Source organism: Labrenzia sp. CP4 (assembly GCF_001579905.1).
Lineage (GTDB): Bacteria > Pseudomonadota > Alphaproteobacteria > Rhizobiales > Stappiaceae > Roseibium > Roseibium algicola.
Map to the genome: position 1 here is coordinate 2410074 of NZ_CP011927.1, position 21257 is coordinate 2431330.

Sequence of the window (21257 nt, forward strand, 5' to 3'; positions counted from 1 at the left end):
TTTGGTTCGTGAGGCGCTGGCGGATTGGAGCGCGAGAGGGTACCGCATTCTCTGATCGATGATCAGGCTACAGCAACTTTCCCAACCCGCTTGTCATCCCGGTTTGGCGCAAAGCGCCAGGACCGGGATCCAGTAGCCTTCAGAGTTGAAGGGATGGGCAAAGCGGTCTAGGCAGCCGGTTACTGGATCCCCGCCTGCGCGGGGATGACAAGGAGGTTGGGGCAGGGTCGCCCGGCGCAGCGGAAGTCGATGTGGATGGCACTAACCACGCCACGTCGCCCAGTGCAGCTCAACCGCGATCCTGAACCGGTTTTTCCAGGGCGTAGAGTTCGTCGTTGATGTCGTCGACCTTGCGGGCGAGCAGCGCCTGGGCGTCCTTGAGGCCGAGGTTGTAGAACCTGGCCCCGAGGGATGGCGTCAGGAAATCGATCAGCAATTCGGCATCCATGTTGCCGATGTCGATGTCCAGGTCTGTTTCGAGATAATGCTTGATCTCGGAGGCGAGGCGGGTTCTGGCGTCCTTGTCGAGTGTCAGGTCCGTCATATCCGCCTCCCGGATGGTTTCAGGCTGCTTCCAGCAGGCTTTCGAACAGGAGGCGCCCGTCGAGGCCGCCATTGAGCGGCTCGATCAGGTTTTCCGGGTGCGGCATCATGCCCAGAACGTTGCCTTTGGCATTCATGATGCCGGCAATGTTGTTGATGGAGCCGTTCGGGTTGGTGTCGCCCGCATAGCGGAAAACGACCTGGCCGTTGTCTTCGATCTGCTTCAGCGTGTCAGCGTCGGCGAAGTAGTTGCCGTCGTGATGGGCAACCGGGCAACGCCAGACCTGGCCTTTTTCGAACTTCGAGGAAAACCTCGTCGCGGTGTTGACCGTTTCCATCAGGACTTCGCGGCAGACGAAGGTGAGGCCGGCGTTGCGCATCAGGGCGCCGGGAAGCAGGCCTGCCTCGGTCAGGATCTGGAAGCCGTTGCAAACGCCAAGGACGGCGACGCCGCTTTCGGCCTTGGCAACAAGGTCCTTGAGGATCGGGGAGCGGGCTGCAATTGCACCGGAGCGCAGATAGTCGCCGTAGGAAAAGCCGCCGGGAACAACCACAAGATCCACATCCGGCAGGGTGCTTTCCGTGTGCCAGACGCTCTGCGGCCTGGTGCCGGTGATCAGTTCCAGTGCGTGGAACATGTCACGGTCGCGGTTGGAGCCGGGGAAAACGATGACTGCGGTTTTCATGTGGGCAATCCAGTCGGTTCAGAGCAGAACAAGTACGGCTATCAATGCCGCGATTGCGGGCACCAGGATGAATATCGCCGCTTTGGTGGCCATGAAGATCAGGGCCGTGCGGGTATCGTCATCCATCGGTGGTGCCCCGGTGTCGAAGTTTCGGTCAGGAGATCTCGATCGCGTAGTTCTCGATGACAGTGTTGGCGAGCAGCTTTTCGCACATCTGCTCCAGTTCAGCCTTGGCGGCGTCCTTGTCGGTGCCGGTCAGTTCGACATCGAACACCTTGCCCTGACGAACGGAGCCGACGTCGCCGAAGCCGAGGCCGCCGAGCGCGCCTTCGATGGCTTTTCCCTGAGGATCGAGAACACCGTTTTTCAGGGTGACGATCACACGTGCTTTCATGATTGGGATCCCCGCAGCAGACTGCAGATTCTGCAGTTGAATGACTTTGGGGCTCCCCATACACGAGGAGCCCCATTTGCGAAAGGCCTGTGTGCAGAAAACCTGCGATTTATGGTAGGCGTTTGATCGTTGTCTGCTTCAGGAAGCGGTCGAGATTTGTCTTTGCCCTGGAGCTTGATGTCGCAAAGGAGGCAACGGTGCTGCCGCGGTCGTTTTGAATGATGATGCGTGCGGCAACATAGACGTTGCCTTTGTCCGTCCGGTACCTGGCAGTCATGTCGAAGCCGGAATAGGATTTGGTGACGACACGGCGATTGGTTTTGAGACGGACCTGCCCCTTCGAGGCCACGTTCGCAATGTTGCCGACGGCATTCATCAATTCGGCAGAGATCAGGTTTTGCCGGATGGCTGTTTCCGTGTCGCCCTTGACCTCGATCGGACCCACAACGACAACTTCAGGCGATTTGCAGGTGGATGGCAGACAAACATAGACGGCCTTGTTGCCGTTTTGCTTGCTGGCCCAACCCTTGGGTGCAAAGCTGGAGGAAATGCTGCCGGGCTTCAGGCCCGTGGTTTGACAGGCTGCAAGAAAGCCGCACAGAAGTGCAATCGATACGGCCTTGAAAATGAAAGAAAATCTAAAAGACATAACGCCCCCTCGTTGAACAAGGGGGCGTCATAGTTTGCAATACCTTTGGTTGCAATACTGACGTTAGGGCCGTTAGCGGCGATTGCGCCGGCCTGTGTCAATACTGCATCAGCAGCGCGTCTTACTTGACCAGGGTTGGTCCGGAGCCTGCCGGACGTTCGCTGGTGATCATGATCCCCAGCCGCTTGGCAACTTCCTGGTAGGCTTCCAGCATGCCGCCCATGTCGCGGCGGAAGCGGTCCTTGTCCATCTTGTCGTTGGTCTCGATGTCCCACAGGCGGCAGCTGTCCGGGGAAATCTCGTCGGCGACGACGATGCGCATCATGTCGCCTTCGAACAGACGGCCACATTCGATCTTGAAATCGACAAGACGGATGCCGACGCCCAGGAACAGGCCGCACAGGAAATCGTTAACGCGGATGGCAAGCGCCATCATGTCGTCCAGTTCCTGCGGGGTGGCCCAGCCAAATGCGGTGATGTGTTCTTCGGCGACCATCGGGTCGTTGAGCTCATCGTTCTTGTAGTAGAACTCGATGATGGAGCGCGGCAGCTGCGTGCCTTCTTCCAGGCCCAGACGGGTGGCGATGGAACCGGCGGCGACGTTGCGCACGACCACTTCCAGCGGAATGATCTCGACTTCCCGGATCAGCTGTTCGCGCATGTTGAGGCGGCGAATGAAGTGAGTCGGGATGCCGATGGCATTCAGATGATTGAAGATATATTCGGAAATCCGGTTGTTGAGCACGCCTTTGCCGTCAACAATCTCGTGTTTCTTGTTGTTGAAGGCAGTCGCGTCGTCCTTGAAGTGCTGAACCAGGGTTCCCGGTTCCGGACCTTCGTAAAGGATCTTGCCCTTACCTTCGTAAATGCGCCGGCGGCGGTTCATAGGCTATACCGTGTCTTTTAGAGAAACCTTTGACGGAACATGCTTACCTTGTCTGAAAATCCACCGGGACGTTTGTCGTCAACCGGCCGATGCTTGAAGGCAGCAGGCCCTGTTTTGCGGCGCGGAACTTAACCGAAGCCGGGCAAAAGTACAATCTTATGTTTCCGGAGAGTTCGCAGGGCGGTTATGCTTTTGACGCATGAGTGTACGTACTGCGTTGATTTGATCGGCTTGCGGGGATATGCAAGAGACCAAATCAGCCCCATATGGGGGGAAGTGCATCAGCGCAGTTCAGGAGACGATGAGTATGAGCACATTCGACAAGCGCGAGCAGGGGTTTGAAAACAAGTTTGCGCATGACGAGGAGCTGCGGTTCAAGGCAACCGCACGCCGCAACAAGTTGCTGGGTTTGTGGGCGGCAGGTCTTCTGGGCTTTGAAGGCGAGAAGGCCGACGAATACGCCAAGGAAGTTGTCCGGGCCGATTTCGAAGAGCCGGGCGAGGAAGACGTTTTCCGCAAGCTTCGCGAAGATTTCGACGCAAACAAGGTCGAGCAGTCCGATCATCAGATTCGTCGCACCATGGACGAACTGATGCACACGGCTGTCGACCAGTTGCAGAAAGAAGGCTGATCGAAGCTTTCTTCGATTGTCAGTTTCAAACGCCCGCCGGAAACGGTGGGCGTTTTTGTTTTGACGGGCATCATGATTGGCAAGTTGGGGCTTTTCCGGCCTGGAAGAAGAAAATCCCCATCTCCCTTTGCGTCAACCAAGCTCCCAGAATTGCAAAAACAGCGCTTGCGGTTGTGTCGGCGGACGGATTTGATACCTCCTCTATCGGAGGAGACGACCCGTGTCAGATAATGCCTTTCTTGCCGACAAGTTGCGTTCCGGAAAAGCCGTTATTACCGGCTGGTCCCAATTGTCCGCGCCCATGGTTCCGGAGTTGTTTGCGCGCTCGGGATACGAGGCGGTTACGCTCGATCTTCAGCACGGCATGTATGATTTTGCATCGGCGTGCGAGGCGATGGCAGCCATTGCTCTTGCCGGGGCGCACCGCATTGCCCGCATTCCCGTCGGTGACAACGCCCTTGCGGGACGGCTGATCGACATGGGGGCCGATTGCATCATCGCGCCGATGATCAATTCCCTTCGGGACGCGGAAACCTTCGCGCGGGCTGTCAAGTATCCGCCGATCGGCGACCGCAGCTGGTCGCCGTTCCGGGCAGCCATGCTGAGCGGCCAGACGCGGGACCAGTATCTCGAAAACGCCAATGCACAGACCCTTGCCTTTGCCATGATCGAAACCCAGGACGCGATCGACGCGCTGGACGAGATCCTGAGCGTCGACAGTCTTGATGGCGTGTTTGTCGGTCCGAGCGATCTTTCCCTTGCGCTGTCGAAAGGCGCTTCGCTCGATCCGAACGGGGCACATACCGGCGAAGTTGCCGGTGAGATTGCGGAAAAGGCGCTCGCGGCCGGGAAACTTGCCGGGATTTTCTGCCTCAACGCCGACAAGGTCGAGGAAGCCTATAATCAGGGGTTCCGGTTGATGTCACACGGCGTCGATACGCTCTTTCTTGATCATTCCGCCAGGGCTGCGCTCAAGGAAGTGGCCTGGCTGGCGGAGCAGGGCACAGGACCCGCAGCCGGATATTGATTTGCTCTTCTTGCGGAAGCTTGACCTGGGTCAATGTCATAGTTTCGATATTGCGAAAGTATTCAGATATCGAAACCGCGACGGTTCTGAGCTTCAACGGCAAAGTTGATTATGTCTCATAATCAACCACTGTTGCCGCTGTAGCTCAGGACGGAGAACCGCCGCTTTCCCGATGGGAGATCCTCATGTGGAAACTGGCAATGATCCTGTTCATCATCATCGGCCCGACGCTTGCCGGCCTTGGTGCACTGGTTCCGTTATCGATCTACGGTGTCGGCACATTCAATGCTCTGCTGCTGGTCGGCGGTGCGGCGACAGGCGCCGCGATCGCCATTCCGGTGAGCTATTGGGTGGCCACGCGCCTCGGAGCGTTGATGGACGCTTCCTCTGCACGGACCTGACAGCCGTCAGCCGAGCTTCTTCATGAAATGGGCAAAGGACATCATGCCTTCCGGCCAAGGACCGTGGCCGCTTTCCAGGTTGATGTGACCGGCGGCTCCGGCGTCCTGGAAGGTGGTGCCCCAGACCTTGGCGAAATGCTCGGCACGGGCGTAGTCGCAATATGGGTCGTCCCGGCTGGCGACAAGGTGCGCGGGGAAGGGCAACGGATGTTCGGGAATGGGCTTGAAGTCCCCGCCATCGAATTCCGCCACCAGCCCCTCGCGGTCCCAGTCGGAAGGAGCAACGAGATAGGCGCCGGCAATCTTGTCCTTCAGCGCATGAGCACCGTGGGCAACCAGGATGCAGCCAAGCGAATGTGCGACAAGCACAACGGGCCGTTCGGCGGCATCAACCGCTTTCACCAGCGTTTCCAGCCATTCCTTCTTGTTCGGACGATGCAGCTCTGCCTGTTTCACGACCCGGGCTGTAGGCATCTTGTCGCGCCAGCGCAACAGCCAATGGCCCGGCAGCGTCTGACCGTAACCTGGAACAAGCAGAATATCGGTGTCTGAAATTTTCACGGGCTACACCTTTTGCGTGGCTGTCGAAGATGTGCCGCTGTCTCGCAGTTTTTCCGGGCACTTGTCAATCGCGGCAAGGAATGTGCCGGATGTTCGGAAGGCTGGAAAAAGGAACCGGCAAGCTACCGGCCTTCGGACCTCAGCGCCGTTTGCGTTCAAAGCCTTCGAGGTGACGGCTGAGGCAAATGAAAGGAGCCGGCCCAAAGGACCGGCTCGATGTTTGTCGCCGTCAGCTTAAATCACGGCCCATAGGGCGAGACGCATACACGGCGTGGTCCGTGATAGGGCTGGAAGCTGTTGTCGCCAGGGCGGTAAGACCGATAACGCTGACCACACCACTGATAGTGCGCGGGGCTGTAGCCACGGCCGTAGCGAGGCGGGGCGGCGTAGCGCGGGGGAGCTGCGTAGCGTGGTGGGGCCGCATAGCGGGGGCCGGGAGCAACGCCGAAGCCGAAGGCAAAAGCTGCCGGCGGGAACCACCAGCCGTTATACTGGCGATAGCCTTGGCGATATTTCCGGTAACCCCGGTGCCCGTTGTAATAGTGGCGTCCGTTACGATTGTTGTAGCCGCGATGCGGGTTATGACCTCTTCTGTGGTCAACCTTGAGGACGTTCGCCGGCGCTTCCGAATGCGTCTGAACCGGCACCGGCGCGGTCTTGAGCAGTGGCAGTGGAGCGGCGAAGGCCGGCAAAGCCAGGCTCACGGCAAGACCACCGATGGCGGCGTGACTTAAAACGGATTTCCAGATCGACATCACATACTCCATGCTAATCATGGACATAAAACGTGGAGCGCCCGGCTTCGTTCCCCGAAATGGTCATGCTCCGTCATTTGTGATCGCGAAGATCTCAGGAAAGTGGGCCGTAAAAACCGTGTTTCAGGGCCCGGGCCCAACCCGAACGCCCGTTCTTTTCCGCCTCGGCGGAGGCTGTGTCCCAATCGTATGTCAGGATCTTTTCCTGAAAGTTCCATGCTCCGTGATTGTTTGTCATCAGGGCATAGCGGGCATGCGGACTGCCGGCTTCCATGACATGCCGGTGCGGATGGTCGTCTTCGTAGGACGGCAAGCCGACGCTGCCCGGATTGAGCAGGATCTGCCCGGTTTTCTGGAGGCGGATGGCCCTGGGAATGTGCGTGTGACCGCAGCAGATGACGGGAGCGGTTTCGCCCTTCAACTCGTCCAGCAAGGTCTGTTCGTCCGGCAGGTGTCCCTTCGGCCCGTCCACCTTTTCAGTCAGGTAGCGGTCGTCGTTATCCGGGGTGCCGTGGCACAGGAAAATCTCGTCCGTCAGGCGTATGGTCGGCTGGCTTGTTGCCAGCCAGTCGCGGCTTGCCCGGGAAAGACGCTCAGCGGCAAAGACGTCGGTCGGTCCCATTTTGTCGATCGGATCGTCCAGGACGATGCGGTCATGGTTGCCGCGAACGGTCGGCCAGGCAGTCTCACGCAGGATGGCGGCAGTTTCCTCCGGCCAGAGCGGACCGGAAATGCAGTCACCCAGATTGACGATCAGGTCCGGTGCTTCCAGTTTCAGGTCTGCAAGCACGGCTTCAAGGGCCAGGACATTGCCGTGAATGTCCGAGACGACGGCGATTTTCATGATTCAGCTATCCTGACGGCCGATCCGGCCAAGGTGAGTGATCTTGAACCCTTCAGGGCTCTTCAGGCCGTAGCCCAGAACCCGGTCGAACGCAATGTGGGCGGTCCAGATGATCGCGATCGGAGCAAAATCCCAGAAGGCGTAGGGATCCAGATCATAATCCGTGAGCAGGACGCCAAGCCCCATCAGGAGGGCCGGGCCGATGTAGGTGTGAAAGAGATTGTAGATCAGGGCGCCAACGCGTGGATTGGCCAAGTAGCCCAGCATCGACAGGTCGGGCACCAGAATGAGGATGACAAACGTCAGCCACGGTGCCCCTGTCCAGAAATAGAGGACCAATGAAGCAATCAGGATAAAAAGCGCTTCGATGCGCTGCCAGGCAACAAGGGATTTTTCGCCGGACATCGCTTTACCTTCCGCGGAAAGAGAAGGGGAGGCCGATGCCTCCCCGAAGCCCGACTACAGACCTCGGATCGTCATCCCGGACGCAGCGAAGCGGAGATCCGGGATCGGGGAGCCGAGGTCTATCGGTCAAACTTCCTGTGCGAATACAAAATTCTGTGGCTCCCCGGTCCCGGCTCGCGCTTCGCTTGGCCGGGATGACGACGGAAAGCAAATTTACGCCGCCAAATGGCGGAAGACTTATGCTTCGCCGAACACCCGTTCGAAGATCACATCGACATTCTTGGTGTGGTAGCCGAGGTCGAAGCGGTCGCGGATTTCTTCTTCGGACAGATATTTGCGCACATCCGCGTCGTTCAGAAGTTCGGTCAGGAAGTCGACCGAGGCGGCCCCTGCCACCTGGTAGCTGTCCCAGACCTTCATGGCGTTGCGCTGGACCAGACGGTATGCGTCCTCGCGCGACGAACCAGCCTGGGTGAGAGCGAGCAGGATACGCTGGGAATGCACGAGGCCACCGAGACGGTCCATGTTGCCGATCATGCGCTCCGGATAAACCAGCAGCTTGTCGATGACACCGGTCAGGCGGGCCAGAGCGAAATCCAGGGTGATGGTCGCGTCCGGGCCGATCATGCGCTCGACGGAAGAATGCGAAATGTCGCGCTCGTGCCAGAGAGCCACGTTTTCCATTGCGGGAATGGAGAAGCCGCGGACGATACGGGCAAGACCGGTCAGGTTTTCGGTCAGGACGGGGTTGCGCTTGTGCGGCATTGCCGACGAGCCCTTCTGGCCCTTGGAGAAGAATTCTTCCGCTTCCAGAACCTCGGTACGCTGCAGGTGGCGGACTTCCGTTGCCACGCGCTCGATGGAGGAGGCGATCACGCCGAGGGTTGCGAAATACATCGCGTGACGGTCACGCGGGATCACCTGGGTGGAGACCGGTTCGGCCTGGAGGCCCATGGCCTTGGCGACGTGTTCTTCCACGGCCGGGTCGATGTTTGCGAACGTGCCGACCGCACCGGAAATGGCGCAGGTGGCAATTTCCTCACGAGCTGCCAGCAGGCGCTTCTTGCAGCGGTCGAACTCGGCATAGGCTTCGGCCATCTTCAGGCCAAAGGTTACCGGTTCGGCATGGATGCCGTGGGAGCGGCCGATGCAGACGGTATCCTTGTGTTCCATTGCCCGGCGCTTGATCGCGGCAAGCAGGGCGTCCATGTCGGCCAACAGCATGTCGGTTGCCTTGACCAGCTGGACGTTGAAGCAGGTGTCGAGCACATCGGACGAGGTCATGCCCTGGTGCACGAAACGGGCATCCGGGCCAACGATTTCCGCCAGATGGGTCAGGAAGGCGATGACGTCGTGTTTGGTCTCGCGCTCGATCTCGTCGATGCGGTCGATGTCGAACGTGGCGCTGCCGCCCTTTTCCCAAATGGTCTTGGCCGCTTCTTTCGGAATGACCCCGAGCTCGGCCAGTGCGTCGCAGGCATGGGCCTCGATCTCGAACCAGATGCGGAACTTCGATTCCGGCGACCAGATGGCAACCATGTCGGGACGGGAATAGCGCGGGATCATCGGCGAATGGACCTCGTATGTGGAAAATCTGGCTGCGGAATAGCAGAGGGGCGCTGCCCCTTCAATGCGGAGACGCGGTTTTTGCTTGCAGCAAAGTGCCCGAATGTGAATTTTACGGTGCACACGAGCGCGATGCGACTGTCTTTGAGGAGACACGAATGACAATCTGGCGGCCGGCTAACACGATTGCGGTCAAGGCTCTTGCCTTGATCTGGCAGGATGACGCGCTGCTTCTGTCAGACGTGCGGAACGATACGGGACGTATCACCGGCATGCGGCCGCTCGGCGGCACCGTGGAGTTTGGCGAGCCCTGGCGCGATACCCTCCAGCGCGAGTTCCTGGAAGAGCTGGGAGCAAGGATCACTCTGCTGGACGAGTATATCGTCATGGAGAACATTTACGATCATCATGGCGTCGCAGGCCATGAGATCGTTTTTCTGTGCCACGCCCATTTTACCGACAACAGCTACTACCGGACCGATACCATCGTTTACGAGGTGAATGATGACACGGTCGGGACGGCACGCTGGATCACGCTTGACGAACTGGCCGCCAAGGGGCTTGAGCTCTATCCCTCCGGTTTGAAGGACAAGCTGCCAGGGCAGGCGGGGAAACCCGCGCCGGGCCGCCGTTTCAGCTAGGCTGGATCCTGAAAGGCCTCACGCGCCGTCGCCGTATTCCATCCGCTCGTCAGCCTTTTCCTCGGCCATGTAGAGATCGAACTTGTCCTGGCGAAGGCGAAGGCGCACCGCAAGGATGTAGACCGCAACTGCGAGAGCAGAAACCACGGCGATATCCGGTCCAACCGGCAGGTAGCCCGCGCCGCCGCCGAAGGAACCAAGCCAGGAAATGAGCACAAGACCTGCAAGATAGGGAGCAAGCCAGGCCGCCTCGCGCCAGTCCAGGCTGTCGAAGCCGCCTCTGCTGTTGCGGTAGATCATCAGCAGGAAACCGATGAGCAGGCAGACGCCCAGATGCAGCATGGTGTCCCAGCCGCTCCAGTAGATGATCAGGCTGGCGACGACGAAGGCAAGACACCCGGTGACAGGCGCAGCGGGCAGCACGAAGGCTCGCGGGGCGTCGGCCATCAGCTGGCGGAAGGCCAGCACGGCGACAGGGCCGACGACGAAAGACAATACGATGGATGACGTGTTGAGGGCGAGCACTTCGTTGAATGGCAGAATGAAGAAGAACAGAGCCGAGACAACGAAGTTGATCAGCAAAGCGAACAGCGGCACGCCGCGCGCCGAAAGCGTTTCCATGAACTTCGGAAAGAGACCGTTCTGGGCCATGGCAAGGCCGAGGCGGGCGTTCGAGCCGACGGACACAAGCGCCGAGGCAAAGCTGGAGATGCGGGCACTGCTGTCCAGAATGCTGACGATCCAGAGTGCGCCGACGGCGGTCGCAAGGGCCGCCATGGGGCCCAGCTCGCCCGGGAAGCTGAGCGCCGCCCAGCCTTGCTTGAGCTGTGACTGATCAAGGGCGCCCAGGAAGGCGAGCTGCAGGCCGCCGTAGATCAGTAGGCAGACGACCAGGCTGATCACCAGCGCCAGCGGCACGTTCACCTTCGGATTGCGGGCTTCCCCGGCCATATCGATCACGTGGCGGAAGCCGATCAGGGCGAAGATCACGCCGCCGGTTGAGATCGCCGACAGGATGCCCTTCAACCCCTCGGGGGCAAAGCCACCGTATTCGCTGAAATTGGCGTATCGGAACTCGGAGGTGAGGATAACGGCGGCCAGTCCGGCCGGAACAAGGATCTTGACCCAGGTGAGCGCCGTGTTGAGACGGGCAAAGAAGCGGACGCCAAAGGCATTGAGTACCGTGAAGACCGCCAGCAGGACGCAGGCAACCGCCAGACCGGCAGGGCTGAGAAGTCCGTCTGACCCGTAAAGCCAGGGGGCAAGGCTCTTGGAGTAGCGCAGTACTGCCTCCACCTCGATGGTGGCGGTGGTGTTGTAGCCAACCCAGGCCGTCCAGCCCATTGTCATGGAGACGACCGACCCGTGGGAAAAATGAGGCACACGGCCGATGCCGCCTGCAACCGGCAGGATCGCCGCGATCTCGGCGAAGGTCGCGGCAAGAAGCAGCATCGCGAAGCCGCCAATCATCCAGGCGATGAGTGATGACGGCCCGGCAGCTTGCGCAGCCATCAAGGGCGCGAACAGCCAGCCAGATCCGAGAATTCCGCTGATCGCCACAAAGGTGAGGCTCAGCAGACCGATACTGCGTTGCATATGCGCCAAGACGATTCCCCCAGTCTTTAACGGGGAGAGCTTAACCGAGGGAATGTCTCGACGGAAAGACGCGTTGCGGAAGTAATTGCTTCGCGACCGGAAGTCGTGGGTGAAACGGGTACCTGTAGCCCATCTTTCGAGACGGACCTGACGGTCCTCCTCAAGATGAGGGTGTTTGTGTGGGAAGTCTGAGGTGAAATTACTTTCAGAGCTTCAGAGCTTCAGAGCTTCAGCCCATCAGAGCCTCCCACCACCTCATCCTGAGGAAGCGCGAAGCGCTGTCTCGAAGGATGGGCCGCTTGCTCAATTTTTTGATGCGGTTTCACCCCGTTTCGATAATGCGGGAAGCAGGTCGAACTCACCTTTGATCAAGGCTTCTTTCTTGTTACGCCGCCATCCTTTTACCTGGCGTTCGCAGGCAATCGCGTCTGTAAGCTGCTCGAACTCGCAATTGAAAACCAGTTCAACCGGTCGGTAGCGCGCTGTGTAACCGTCGTACGTGCCTTGCTGATGTTCACTAACTCGGCTCGCGAGATCCTTTCGCGTGACGCCTGTGTAATAGCTGCCGTTCGAACATCTGAGGATATAGAAAGTAACCTTCATCGATGCTGGATATCATGGCTTGGACAAATAGTGGTCGGGCCGGTTGGGGGTGTGGCCCATCTTTCGAGACGGACCTGGCGGTCCTCCTCAAGATGAGGGTGTTTGTGTGGGAAGTCTGAGGTGCAAGATGCCTCCCAGCCTCCCAGCCTCCCAGCCTCCCAGCCTTGATGCCTCCCTCCACCCCATCCTGAGGAAGGCCAAAGGCCTGTCTCGAAGGATGGGCCGCTTGCTCAGCCTGTGGTGGCGTTTCCTCTATAAAAACGGTTGCCTTTAGGATGCCTAGTCCACGACGTATGACCCGGGCACTCGATAAGAGCTAGCGCCGCCTTCAAGCCTCTTCCGCGGCCTTGCGGATCGCGGAGACATTGCCGGCATAGCTTTCCACCGTGCCGCCCTTGAAGACTGCGGACCCTGCCACCAGCACATTGGCACCAGCCGCTGCAACGAGGGGGGCGGTTTCGGGGGTGACGCCACCGTCGATTTGGAGGTCGATCGGACGGTCACCGATCATCTGGCGGATGCGGCGGGTCTTTTCGACCTGCGACTGGATGAATTTCTGACCGCCGAAACCCGGGTTGACCGTCATCACCAGAATGAGATCCAGCCGGTCGAGAACATATTCAATGACGCTTTCCGGGGTCGACGGGTTCAGAGAGACACCGGCCTTCTTGCCCAGATTGCGGATTGCCTGCAGAGACCGGTCGAGATGCGGGCCGGCCTCGGCATGAACCGTAATGATGTCGGATCCTGCCTTTGCAAAGGCTTCCAGGTAGGGATCGCAGGGAGCGATCATCAGGTGGGTGTCGAAGATCTTGTCCGTGTGCGGGCGCAGCTTGGCGATGACATCCGGGCCGAAGGTGATGTTCGGCACGAAGTGGCCGTCCATGACGTCGAGATGGATCCAGTCGGCTCCCGCTTCCACCACGTCGCGGACTTCCTGGCCGAGTTTGGAAAAATCGGAGGCGAGGATGGAGGGGGCAATCTTGACGTCGCGCGGCATGGCAAACTCCCGGACAGGCCAGACGGGCCGTTATCGTCCCGTTTTCTGATGTTGCCGCCGCGCTAGCACTTCTGATGCGACTGGGCAAGATACCCGAGCCGGCCTCAATCGGTTTAGAAGCTCAAAGACGTCCCGTTATCGCCAGATATCTGCGGTCCGGTCCTTCGAAGCCGAGGCTGTCCATCTGGATTAGCACGGCAAAGACGGGCGGGGCTTCATCGGGGAAATGGGTGACGATGCGCTCGATCCGGTAAGCCAGCGGGCAACGGCGGCTTTCAGGCACGCTGTTGTCCTCGTTGAGGATGCGGGTGACGCCATTGTGGACCATGGTCAGGCGGAACCCCTTGGTCTCGGCACCGTAGCTCTGACACTGGGCATTCGGCAGGGGGTATTCCGACAGGGTGAGGTCGATTGGATCGTCACCGGACAGGAAGGCGGTACGGGTGGCAACCAGCATCTTGTGGGGATCGGATGTCAATTCCGTGCGAGGATTGAAACCGACCGTCTGGCCTTTACCGGCAATGGCCTTGTCCTGAAGCAGCGGCTGGGCGGCAAGACGGTTCTCCGCCCTGGTCTCCGACAGGGCGTTGTCGGCTGCATCGCCCGGACCCGGGTCAACATCCTTGCGCAGGCGGAAGGGGGACGGCGGCACCCAGGTATCGCCGATCACGTCGACAACGAAGATCTCAGAATAGGGGAAGCCGGATCCGTCCTGGACGCCGAACTGCTCAAAGGCGAAGAAATCGCCGTTCCTGGAAAAGCCGAGAAGCTGAAGCTCTGCGGTGTCTCCAGCCATTGCGGCCGGGACAAGGCTCGCGCCGGCAAGCAGGAGCGTTGCGGCACACAGAAGACTGCGGCCCGCCGATGAGCACAGGGATTTGACGGTGGATGGCAGAACGGACACGGCACTTTCCTCACGCGAAGTGTTTGACCTGGCAAGTGGTAAGCCTAGCACGTTCGCCTGTCAGGTGTGCTACGTCACAGTTTTCACGTTCAGACGGCAGAACACTCGTACAAACGGTTTCAGGAACAGGGGCAGGATGTAGATCGGAAACTGGCCGACAGCGAACCAGAGCCAGGTGAATTCCGGCAGGGTGCCACCGAAGGCGGCGACCATCAGTCCCATGTTTCTGGTGCCACAGGTATGGGCGATTGCATAGGCGTCTTCTCGGGTCGCCGGTGAGAACAGCAACAGGCTGAGCGCAATCTGTACCAGTGCGAGGCAGAAGGTGATGGCGGTAAGGCCCAGCGTGAACAGTGGTTTTGCGGCAAAGCTTGCGGCGACACCGTCCATGGCAGCTATGGCAAAGACCAGCAGCAGCAGCACATTGAGACCGCTGATGTGGTGGGAGGAGCGAGCCAGGCGCTCTTCACCGGCCAGCTTGCGAAAGGCAATCGAGACCGCAAAGGCGCCTGCAAGCAGCAGGGAGAGCTGGATGGCTAGCCCACCGACGCTGAGCGGCAGGGCAGGCCCGAGCATCAACTCGCCGATGAAGGGGGCCGTCAGCGGGGTGATGATCAGAGCGGCAACAGAAAGCGCGAGACTGAGGGTGCCATCAAGGCCGAGCAAATAGATGAAGGCAGGAGCCGCCATCACTGGGGGAGCGGCGGTTGCGATGAAGAGGGCCAACATCACATCGGGGCCAAGAGCCTTCAGGCCGGAAAGATCGATCAGCAGCCACGTCAGCAGGGGGGCGCCGAGCATCATCCACAGGAGGGCGGCAATCAGAAGCGTGGGGCGACGCAGGCGCATGCGGATCGCGAAGGTGTCGACCCGCAGAAAAGCCAGGGTCAACAGGCTGAAGACAGCAACGGTCAGGTAGGGCCGTAGATAGGCGGACAGCGCCGGCAAGGCCATGCCGATGAAGATACTCACAGCAAGGGCGGCCGTTCCGTTGCGCCCGATCCATGCCAAGCCTGCACCACACCATCGAATCATCTTAAGTTGTCCTTTGAACCGCGAGTTGTGGCAGGCACTTCCGCGCCTCTTAAAGGATCCGGACCTCGGACGCCAGTATTAGGGCACCGTCCGGAACAGGCATGACAGCAAAAACCAGGCAAACGCAATCCTTCGACGTGATGGTGCTCGGCGCCGGTATCGTCGGCGTGTCGACGGCACTGCATCTGCAGCGGCTGGGCCTGTCCGTTGCGCTGATCGACCGCAAGCACCCGGGCGAGGAAGCTTCCTTCGGCAATGCCGGGATTGTCCAGCGCAACGGCTTCGTACCGCATGCGGTGCCGACGCATCCGCTCACGCTTCTGGGGATCCTTTTCGGCCGCTCCAGTGCCGTTTCGCTGGACATGGCCACCGTACTGCGGATGTTGCCGTGGCTGCGCCAGTTCCACGCAGCAGGCAACGCCCGCGGGGTTGAGGCCTATTCGCGGGCGATTGCTCCGTTGAGAGCCTTTGCCGTCGAGGAGCATCTGGACCTGGCGCATGCGACCAATGCCAACCGCTTTTACCGCCAGGGCGGCTGGCTGCATCTTTACCGCTCGGAGACTGCCTTCCACGCAAGCGAGAGCGAACGACAATACGCGCGGGTGTTTGGCGTTTCCTATCGGGAAATGTCGGCTGGCGAGATCGGAACGCTGGAGCCGGGCCTGACGGCGCAGGGGCTGAGGGGCGTTCATTGGCCGGAAAGTTGTTCGGTGTCCAATCCCGGTGCCGTGGTCGATGCTTTCTGGCGAGGATTCGTGCATGACGGGGGCGGGTATTTCCGCGCCGATGCGATGAAGCTGAAGCAGGAGCGTGGCGGCTGGCAAATCGAGGGGGAACGCGGCACATTGTTTTCCCGCCAGGCAGTGGTTGCCCTCGGCGCCTGGTCCGCGGATCTGCTGGCACGTCTTGGAGAAACCTATCCGCTTGCGGTCAAGCGTGGCTACCACATGCATTATCGTCCGTTGTCCGGGGCGTCCCTGTCACGACCGGTTGTGGATGTCGAAAACGGCTTCGCCCTGACACCGACGGATAATGGCATTCGCCTGACCACTGGCGTCGAACTGGCCGAGCGCGATGCCCCGCCCAATCCGGCGATCGTCAAGCTGGCGAAACGACGGGCCGAGGAAATTTTTCCGCTTGGACGGGCGTTACAGGAACAGCCGTGGATGGGAAGCAGGCCATGTTTGCCGGATTCGCTGCCCGTGGTTGGTCCGTCTGCAAAGATCCCGGGCCTGTGGCTCAACTTCGGCCATGCCCATGACGGTTTCACGCTCGGGCCGGTGACGGGACGGCTACTGGCCAGCATGATTGCGGGCAAGCAGCCTTTCCTGGACCCGGCGGGGCTGTCTGCGTTGCGGTTCGCCACCTGAGCGTCTAACCTGGTGGCCGATCAAGGTCGGATGTCAGCTCTCGCGCAAAGGCAGGGCGACGGTATCCTTCACCGTATTGACGACGATGCGAGACTGCACATCGGACACGAGCGTATTGTCCAGCAGCTTCAAACGCAGAAAATTGTCGTAGGTTTTGATATCATCCGTCACAACCTTGATAAGATAGTCGACGGCACCGGTGATGCGCTCGCACGTCACGACCTCGGGCCAATGGTGGACCAGCTTGTCGAAGGTTTCCATGTTCTCGCGGCTGGGAACCGCAAGCTTGACGAACGAGTAGGCCACGAAGCCAAGACCCACGGATTCGCGGTCGATGATGGCAGTGATCTGGCGGATGATTCCCTGTTCCTTGAGGCGCTTGATCCGGCGCCAGCAAGGCGTCTGGCTCATGCCCGCTTCCTTTGCCACCTCGGCAATGGAGAGCGACGCATCCCGTTGCAGTACACGCAGAACACGTATGTCCGACGGGTCGAGAAGATATTTATCTGTCATTGGATATTTTAGGAATTTTTATTCTGCCTCTGGGTGATTGGCCGTGACGATAGCACAGAAATTGCCTGAGAAAAGGATGATATTACCTATTATGTGAGGTTGCCGCCGGGGGACATTGCCCCAGATGTCGGTTGAGGAGGAATTCGGATGAACGTGCACATGCCAACCGTTACCCTGGAGGACAAATACGTCGCCACGGAAGGACGGGTCTATCTGACAGGCATACAGGCGCTTGTCCGGCTGGCGCTCGATCGGGCGCGCATGGACCAGTTGGCCGGCCTGAAAACGGGCGGCTTCATTTCCGGCTACCGGGGATCGCCGCTTGCCGGTTACGATACAGAGCTGATGCGGGCTCATCGCCACCTCAAGGGGTATGACGTCGTCTTCAAGCCGGGCGTCAACGAAGAGCTGGGCGCGACCGCAGTGTGGGGCAGCCAGAAGCTGCGCGGCGAGGGCGGTGTTGGACGGGCGACCTCTTACGACGGTGTCTTCGGCATCTGGTACGGCAAGGCGCCGGGCGTCGACCGTGCCGGCGATGTGCTGCGCCAGGCCAACGCTTCGGGCACCGACCGCAACGGCGGGGTGCTTGCCTTGGCCGGTGATGACCACCTTGCAAAATCCTCCATCCTGCCGGCGCAGAGCGAGTTCTATTTCGAGCATGCAGAAATTCCGGTCCTGAACCCGGCCGATATCCAGGATGTTCTCGACTACGGCCTGCACGGCCTGGAAATGTCCCGCTTCACCAGCCTCTGGACGGCCCTGATCTGCGTTGCCGACACGATGGATGCATCGGCAACGATCAATATCTCTCCGAACAGGCTGCGCATGGTGCGTCCGCTGGAAGGCGATCCGCGCAAGGACTATCACCAGAACCGCGATCTCCTTCTGGGTAACCGCCTGGAGACAGAGCGTCTGGTGCGCGATCTTCGTATTCCGGCGGCTCAGGCCTATGTGCGGACGAACGGTCTGGACCGGGTCACCTTCGGAACGAGGACCAATCCCAAATACGGCATCGTTGCTTCCGGCAAGGCCTATCGGGATCTTCTGCAGGCACTCGACCTGATGGGCATTACAGAGGACTTTGCCAAGGCGCTGGGCCTCGGGGTTTACAAGGTGGCAATGAGCTGGCCTCTGGAGCCGCTCGGCCTGCGTGATTTCGCCCGTGGCACAGAACGTTTGCTGGTGGTGGAGCACAAGCGCGCGTTCATGGAATCCCAGATCAAGGACATCTCCTATCACTGGCCGGAAATGAGCCGGCCGGAGATCTGGGGCAAACGCCGTCCGGACGGGACACCGTTCCTGTCCGACGTTCTGGAACTGTCCGTTGCCGAGCTGATCGAAGGCCTCATGACCTGGCTGCCGGGCGATGTGGTTTCGGAAGAAATGCGCGCGGTTGCCAACCGGATGACCAAACAGGCCATGTGGGCCCAGGGCCATGCGGAACGCGCTGCCCGTATTCCCTACTTCTGCTCCGGCTGCCCGCATTCCACGTCGACCAAGACACCGGAAGGCTCCCGCTCGCTGCCGGGCATCGGCTGCCACGCGATGACGGAAATGGCCGGGCGGACAACGGAAGGCCAGATTGCGATGGGCGGCGAGGGTGTCTTGTGGGTCGGGCAGCAGCCTTTCTCCGGCGACAGCCACGTCTTTGCCAACGTCGGCGACGGCACCTACTTCCATTCCGGCATCCTGGCGATCCGGCAGGCGCTCGCCTCCAACGTCCCGATCACCTACAAGATCCTCTACAACGACGCGGTTGCCATGACCGGTGGCCAGAAGGTGGACGGCCAGCTGACCGTTCCGCAGATCACCCGTCAGCTTGAAGCCGAAGGCGTCGAGCGGATAGCGGTGGTTTCGGAGAACCCGGACAGCTACGGCTCCTGGACACCGCTTGCCCCGGGAACCAAGATTCACCACCGCGACGAACTGATGGACGTTCAGGAAGAGTTCCAGACCTTCAAGGGCGTGTCGGTGATCGTTTACGACCAGACCTGCGCCGCGGAAAAGCGCCGCCGGCGCAAGCGCGGGCAGTTTCCCGATCCGGACATGCGCCTCTTTATCAATGACCGGGTGTGTGAAGGCTGCGGAGACTGTTCCGTGCAGTCCAACTGCCTGTCGGTGGAGCCACTGGCAACGCCATTCGGTGAAAAGCGCGTCATCAACCAGTCGAGCTGCAACAAGGACTTCTCCTGTATCAAGGGGTTCTGCCCGTCCTTTGTCGAGATCAACGGCGCTGCACTGAAGAAGCCGAAGAAGGCGGATGTCGATATCGACACCTTGGTGGAAACCCTGCCGCTGCCGACGCTTGCTTCGCTTGACCGCACCTGGAACACGCTTGTGGCCGGTATCGGCGGCATGGGTGTGACCACGATCAGCGCGATCCTGGCTATGGCGGCCCATGTGGACGGCAAGCAGGCTTCCACGCTGGACATGACCGGCCTTGCCCAGAAGGGTGGCCCGGTGACGTCTCACGTGCGTTTTGCGGCGGGCAACAGGTCGATTGAAGGTCCGCGGGTTCCGGCAGCCAGCCTCGACCTTCTGATCGCGAGTGACATGGTGGTGGCCGCGAACGCGGATCAGCTCGCGCTCGCTCATCGTGGTCACACGATGACCGTCGCCAACACCAAGGTGGCCCCGACTGCGGAATTCGTGCTGAAGCAGACGCTTTCCTTCGATGAAAAGCAGATGGACAGCACCCTGCGCAAAGCCTCCGGCACATATCTGCCTGTCAATGCAGCAGACATTGCCGAGAAGCTTCTGGGCGATGCCATCTATGCCAACATGCTGCTGGTCGGTATGGCTTTCCAGAGTGGCGCATTGCCGGTCTCGGACTATGCCATTGAAACCGCGCTGGAGCTCAACGGCGCGTCGGTGAAGAACAACATCAAGGCGTTCCGTGCAGGCCGCGTGCTGGCTGCAGATCCGGAAAAACTGCTCAAGGCCCTGCCGTCGGAAGCAAAACAGCGTGTCTTTACCGTCGATGAGAAGATTGCCTTCAACGCCCAGGAGCTGACTGCCTATCAGGATGCGGCCTACGCACAGCGTTATCTGGATCTGGTCGGCAAGGTCAAAGAGGCTGACGAAGCGCATGGTCCGGGCCCGTTCCGCCTGACGCAGACTGTGTCCGACATGCTCTTCAAGTTGATGGCCTACAAGGACGAATATGAAGTCGCGCGGCTTTATAGCGATCCTGCCTTCAAGGAGAAGATCGCGCAGCGCTTTGAAGACCCGAAGAAGCTGAAGGTTCATCTGGCGCCGCCGTTCCTCGCGCATCGCAAGGATCCAAAGACCGGCCGTCCGCAGAAGATTGCCTTCGGACCCTGGATCTTCTCCGCGTTCAGCTTCCTGGCGAAGTTCAAGGGCATGCGCGGCAAATGGTACGACCCGTTCGGCCGGACGGCGGAACGCAAGACCGAGCGCGCGCTCATCAGCCAGTATGAGGGCGATATTGCCGAGATCCTGAAGCGGCTGCCGGAAGGACACTACGGCCTGTTGGTCGAGCTCGCCCGGGTTCCGGATCTTATCCGCGGGTTTGGTCCGATCAAGGATGACAACATCGAAAAGGCGACTGAAAAGCGCCGTGTGCTTCTGGAGCAGCTCGACAGAAGCAACGACGGCGGTTCGGACAACAAGACCGGCACCAAGGAGTTTCTGGCGGCAGCCGAATAAAGGCTGAGCAGGAACAGCAAAAAACCGGCGCCGCAGGGTGCCGGTTTTTTTATGTCTTTTGCTCCGGGTGAGGGCGCTGCAATCCTGAAGCAGAAGGCAAGTCCATGGACGAGCTAGCGCCAGGGGCCGCTAATGATCGGCCGCCGCCGGTTTTCTTCGCGGGCTCTCAAATCGTTGTCGCTGAGGACATCGAAAAGAAGATCGTCCGGAATGGATTGATGGCTGGATCGGCGGGAAAGGGCCTTGCCGAGTTTCCGTCGCAGGAGGGCCGCCAGTTGATAGAGACCGCGGGTGCGGGAGGGCGGTATGGCGGCGACACGGGGAAAACGGACCACGGAGGACATGGCTGGCTCAAATAAAGAAATATATTGCTTTCTTTATTTAGATTGCGCCTGGTGAAGGGTCAATAAGAAAAGGGAAATATTTCTTTATCTCGTGCGCTGCTGACGGGCACGCCTCTGTCCAGGGACCTTGCGGCGCAGCGAATGTATTTAAACCAGTCGCAATTTCTGACCTTCGGAGGCTATTGAAACGGCCCTTGAAAATCTTTTTTCGGAAAAAATATTCGGATTTCAACG

At 59.8% G+C, this 21257-nt stretch carries 24 protein-coding genes; 6 read left to right on the forward strand and 18 right to left on the reverse strand.

The annotated features are described in order from the left end of the window. Window positions 1-289: 289 nt before the first annotated feature. From ACP90_RS11180 to purC, 6 genes are all read right to left on the reverse strand, one after another. A complete protein-coding gene (locus ACP90_RS11180; RefSeq protein WP_006932460.1) occupies window positions 290-544 on the reverse strand; it encodes a DUF2164 domain-containing protein in 255 nt (84 codons plus the stop codon). A 19-nt stretch (window positions 545-563) separates the two neighbouring features. Beyond that, window positions 564-1229, reverse strand: coding sequence for a phosphoribosylformylglycinamidine synthase subunit PurQ (gene purQ, locus ACP90_RS11185; RefSeq protein WP_062488382.1), 666 nt, complete (start codon window positions 1227-1229; stop codon window positions 564-566). 18 nt (window positions 1230-1247) lie between these two features. Then, a complete protein-coding gene (locus ACP90_RS28745; protein WP_023000881.1) occupies window positions 1248-1355 on the reverse strand; it encodes a phosphoribosylformylglycinamidine synthase-associated small membrane protein in 108 nt (35 codons plus the stop codon). Window positions 1356-1383: 28 nt separating this feature from the next. Continuing rightward, window positions 1384-1626 carry a phosphoribosylformylglycinamidine synthase subunit PurS gene (gene purS, locus ACP90_RS11195; RefSeq protein ID WP_062491531.1) on the reverse strand — a complete coding sequence of 81 codons (243 nt, stop codon included), beginning with the start codon at window positions 1624-1626 and terminating at the stop codon, window positions 1384-1386. Window positions 1627-1732: 106 nt separating this feature from the next. Beyond that, window positions 1733-2272 (reverse strand): hypothetical protein, encoded by a 540-nt coding sequence (locus tag ACP90_RS11200; RefSeq protein ID WP_062488383.1) that lies wholly within the window; start codon window positions 2270-2272, stop codon window positions 1733-1735. A gap of 121 nt (window positions 2273-2393) precedes the next feature. Continuing rightward, a complete protein-coding gene (gene purC, locus ACP90_RS11205) occupies window positions 2394-3158 on the reverse strand; it encodes a phosphoribosylaminoimidazolesuccinocarboxamide synthase (protein WP_006932454.1) in 765 nt (254 codons plus the stop codon). A gap of 307 nt (window positions 3159-3465) precedes the next feature. On the opposite strand from purC, the gene ACP90_RS11210 reads away from it, so the two are divergent. The 3 genes from ACP90_RS11210 to ACP90_RS11220 all read left to right on the forward strand — a co-directional run bounded on the left by ACP90_RS11210 (window position 3466) and on the right by ACP90_RS11220 (window position 5217). Beyond that, on the forward strand, window positions 3466-3789 hold the full coding sequence (locus ACP90_RS11210; protein WP_023000884.1) for a DUF1476 domain-containing protein: 324 nt from the start codon (window positions 3466-3468) through the stop codon (window positions 3787-3789). Window positions 3790-4009: 220 nt separating this feature from the next. Beyond that, window positions 4010-4816, forward strand: coding sequence for an aldolase/citrate lyase family protein (locus ACP90_RS11215; protein ID WP_023000885.1), 807 nt, complete (start codon window positions 4010-4012; stop codon window positions 4814-4816). Window positions 4817-5001: 185 nt separating this feature from the next. Beyond that, the gene (locus tag ACP90_RS11220) at window positions 5002-5217 is read left to right on the forward strand and encodes a hypothetical protein (RefSeq protein WP_055655054.1); all 216 of its coding nucleotides are present in this window, start codon (window positions 5002-5004) and stop codon (window positions 5215-5217) included. 6 nt (window positions 5218-5223) lie between these two features. Here the strand turns inward: ACP90_RS11220 and ACP90_RS11225 are convergent, their stop codons facing one another. The 5 genes from ACP90_RS11225 to purB all read right to left on the reverse strand — a co-directional run bounded on the left by ACP90_RS11225 (window position 5224) and on the right by purB (window position 9348). Continuing rightward, complete coding sequence (locus tag ACP90_RS11225) at window positions 5224-5778, reverse strand: alpha/beta fold hydrolase (protein ID WP_062488384.1); 555 nt, start codon at window positions 5776-5778, stop codon at window positions 5224-5226. 239 nt (window positions 5779-6017) lie between these two features. After that, window positions 6018-6533 (reverse strand): BA14K family protein, encoded by a 516-nt coding sequence (locus ACP90_RS27960; RefSeq protein ID WP_082444564.1) that lies wholly within the window; start codon window positions 6531-6533, stop codon window positions 6018-6020. 94 nt (window positions 6534-6627) lie between these two features. After that, entirely contained in the window at window positions 6628-7377 is a 750-nt protein-coding gene (locus tag ACP90_RS11235; RefSeq protein ID WP_062488386.1) for a metallophosphoesterase family protein, read from the reverse strand. A 3-nt stretch (window positions 7378-7380) separates the two neighbouring features. Continuing rightward, a complete protein-coding gene (locus ACP90_RS11240; protein ID WP_062488387.1) occupies window positions 7381-7782 on the reverse strand; it encodes a DUF4260 domain-containing protein in 402 nt (133 codons plus the stop codon). Window positions 7783-8019: 237 nt separating this feature from the next. After that, on the reverse strand, window positions 8020-9348 hold the full coding sequence (gene purB / locus ACP90_RS11245; protein ID WP_023000891.1) for an adenylosuccinate lyase: 1329 nt from the start codon (window positions 9346-9348) through the stop codon (window positions 8020-8022). Between the two features lie 158 nt (window positions 9349-9506). Between purB and ACP90_RS11250 the strand changes: the two genes are divergently transcribed. Next, on the forward strand, window positions 9507-9989 hold the full coding sequence (locus tag ACP90_RS11250; RefSeq protein ID WP_062488388.1) for an NUDIX domain-containing protein: 483 nt from the start codon (window positions 9507-9509) through the stop codon (window positions 9987-9989). Window positions 9990-10007: 18 nt separating this feature from the next. Here the strand turns inward: ACP90_RS11250 and ACP90_RS11255 are convergent, their stop codons facing one another. The 5 genes from ACP90_RS11255 to ACP90_RS11275 form a co-directional block, all read right to left on the reverse strand. Then, a complete protein-coding gene (locus ACP90_RS11255) occupies window positions 10008-11585 on the reverse strand; it encodes an APC family permease (protein ID WP_055655050.1) in 1578 nt (525 codons plus the stop codon). Between the two features lie 303 nt (window positions 11586-11888). Then, entirely contained in the window at window positions 11889-12188 is a 300-nt protein-coding gene (locus tag ACP90_RS11260) for a GIY-YIG nuclease family protein (RefSeq protein ID WP_062488389.1), read from the reverse strand. Between the two features lie 328 nt (window positions 12189-12516). Beyond that, window positions 12517-13188: a ribulose-phosphate 3-epimerase gene (rpe, locus tag ACP90_RS11265; RefSeq protein WP_062488390.1), complete on the reverse strand. Its 672-nt coding sequence runs from the start codon at window positions 13186-13188 to the stop codon at window positions 12517-12519. A 121-nt stretch (window positions 13189-13309) separates the two neighbouring features. Then, entirely contained in the window at window positions 13310-14092 is a 783-nt protein-coding gene (locus ACP90_RS11270; protein ID WP_062488391.1) for a DUF2259 domain-containing protein, read from the reverse strand. 69 nt (window positions 14093-14161) lie between these two features. After that, on the reverse strand, window positions 14162-15127 hold the full coding sequence (locus ACP90_RS11275; protein ID WP_031269250.1) for a sodium:proton symporter: 966 nt from the start codon (window positions 15125-15127) through the stop codon (window positions 14162-14164). A gap of 101 nt (window positions 15128-15228) precedes the next feature. Between ACP90_RS11275 and ACP90_RS11280 the strand changes: the two genes are divergently transcribed. Further along, a complete protein-coding gene (locus ACP90_RS11280; RefSeq protein WP_062488392.1) occupies window positions 15229-16497 on the forward strand; it encodes an FAD-binding oxidoreductase in 1269 nt (422 codons plus the stop codon). 33 nt (window positions 16498-16530) lie between these two features. On the opposite strand, the gene ACP90_RS11285 is transcribed toward ACP90_RS11280, so the two are convergent. Continuing rightward, window positions 16531-17010, reverse strand: coding sequence for an Lrp/AsnC family transcriptional regulator (locus ACP90_RS11285; protein WP_006939550.1), 480 nt, complete (start codon window positions 17008-17010; stop codon window positions 16531-16533). A gap of 147 nt (window positions 17011-17157) precedes the next feature. On the opposite strand from ACP90_RS11285, the gene ACP90_RS11290 reads away from it, so the two are divergent. Then, window positions 17158-20679: an indolepyruvate ferredoxin oxidoreductase family protein gene (locus ACP90_RS11290; protein WP_062488393.1), complete on the forward strand. Its 3522-nt coding sequence runs from the start codon at window positions 17158-17160 to the stop codon at window positions 20677-20679. A gap of 113 nt (window positions 20680-20792) precedes the next feature. Here the strand turns inward: ACP90_RS11290 and ACP90_RS11295 are convergent, their stop codons facing one another. Continuing rightward, window positions 20793-21023 (reverse strand): hypothetical protein, encoded by a 231-nt coding sequence (locus ACP90_RS11295; RefSeq protein WP_062488394.1) that lies wholly within the window; start codon window positions 21021-21023, stop codon window positions 20793-20795. Window positions 21024-21257: the final 234 nt, after the last annotated feature.